Origin of the sequence: Desulfofundulus australicus DSM 11792, from assembly GCF_900129285.1 — a bacterium.
Lineage (GTDB): Bacteria > Bacillota > Desulfotomaculia > Desulfotomaculales > Desulfovirgulaceae > Desulfofundulus > Desulfofundulus australicus.
In genome coordinates this window covers 1-1,772 of record NZ_FQUW01000070.1, presented here as the reverse complement: position 1 = coordinate 1,772, position 1,772 = coordinate 1, and the positions used below count along the sequence as shown (strand labels likewise).

Genomic DNA, 1,772 nt, shown 5'->3' with positions numbered 1-1,772 from the left:
CCATTACCGCTCTGAGCTATGCCGAGATCCTGCTCAACCAGGCCATTCGCACCTACGGGGCGGACCATCCCATTGGTTATCCGGATACCGCCTACTATCTGCCGGTGATCCGCTGTTTGAGCGGGGAAGAGATCAAGACCCTGGGCGACTGCGTGCCGGTACTGAACCGTGCCCGGGCACAGGTCAAGGAAAACTTCCGCGACTTTACCAATGCCCGCCTGGCCGGTGAAGCCACCTGGTACGCGGCGGACATCATTGAAGCCATACGCTATATCAAGTACAGCCCGGACAACCCCCTGCATGTTCCGCCCTGGACCGGTTTTATCGGCGACCCGGTGGTGCGCCAGTACGGTACCAAGATGGTGGACTGGACCATTCCCGGCGAGGTGCTGATCCTGGGGCGGGCCAGGGACTCCAAAGAACTGGCCCGGGTGGTCAACAAGCTGATGGGCATGGGCTTTATGATCTTCCTCTGTGACGAAGTTATCGAACAGCTGCTGGAGGAAGGGGTAAAGCTGGGGGTAGACCTGATTGCCTATCCTCTGGGCAACTTCACCCAGGTGGTCCACTGTGCCAACTACGCCCTGCGGGCCGGCATGATGTTTGGGGGCATCAAGCCGGGGTTGAGGGATGCCCAGCGTGACTACCAGCGCCGGCGCATTCGTGCCTTCGTACTCTACCTGGGCGAGCACGACATGGTCAAGACGGCCGCCTGCATGGGCGCAATCAACATCGGCATTCCCATCATCACCGACCAGCCCCTGCCTGAAGACAAGCAAATAAAAGACTGGTTCATTTACGAGCCGGATCTGGAAAAAGCCATTCAGCTGGGGATGGAACTGCGCGAAATCAAGATTACCAGCATAGATATTGATGCCCCCATCACCGTGGGTCCGGCCTTTGAAGGTGAATCCATCCGCAAGAAGGACATGTATGTGGAATTTGGCGGCACCCGGACGCCCAGTTTCGAACTGGTGCGCATGGTTGGCCCGGATGACGTGGAAGACGGGAAGGTGGAAGTCATCGGACCCGACATTGACACCGCGCAGCCGGGAAGTGCCATGCCTTTAGGGATTATCGTGGATGTTTACGGGCGGAAGATGCAGGAAGACTTTGAGCCCGTGCTGGAACGGCGCATCCACTACTTCGTCAACTACGGTGAAGGGCTCTGGCACGTGGCCCAGCGGGACATCATGTGGGTGCGCATAAGCAAGGGGGCCTATGAAAAGGGCTTCCGCCTGAAACACCTGGGCAACATCCTCTACGCCAAGTTCAAATCGGAATTTGCCGCGGTGGTGGACCGGGTACAGGTGACCATTTACACCGACGAACAAAAGGTTCTGGAACTGCGGGAACTGGCCCGGCAGTACTACAAGAAGCGGGATGACCGGCTGAAGGAATTGAAAGACGAGACCGTGGACACCTTCTACTCCTGCACCCTGTGCCAGTCCTTTGCCCCCACCCACGTATGCGTCGTTCCTCCCGAGCGGACGGGACTGTGCGGTGCGGTGAGCTGGCTGGATGCCAAGGCTTCCTATGAAATCAACCCCCACGGGCCGAACCAGCCCATCAAGCTGGAGGGGCTGATCGATCCGGTCAAGGGGCAGTGGAAGTCGGTCAACGAATTTGTCTACAACAACTCCCAGCGTACCATCGAGGCAGTCAACTTCTACACCATCATGGAATATCCCATGACTTCCTGCGGCTGCTTCGAGTGCATCCTGGCCATGGTGCCGGAATGCAACGGCTTCATGGTGGTCAACCGGGAACAC

General features: G+C 58.2%; 1 protein-coding gene. It reads left to right on the top strand.

Going from position 1 to position 1,772, the window contains the following annotated elements; translation table 11 throughout:
• A partial coding sequence (acsB, locus tag BUB44_RS14825; RefSeq protein WP_073167763.1) for an acetyl-CoA decarbonylase/synthase complex subunit alpha/beta occupies nucleotides 1-1,772 on the top strand: 1,772 nt, incomplete at both ends.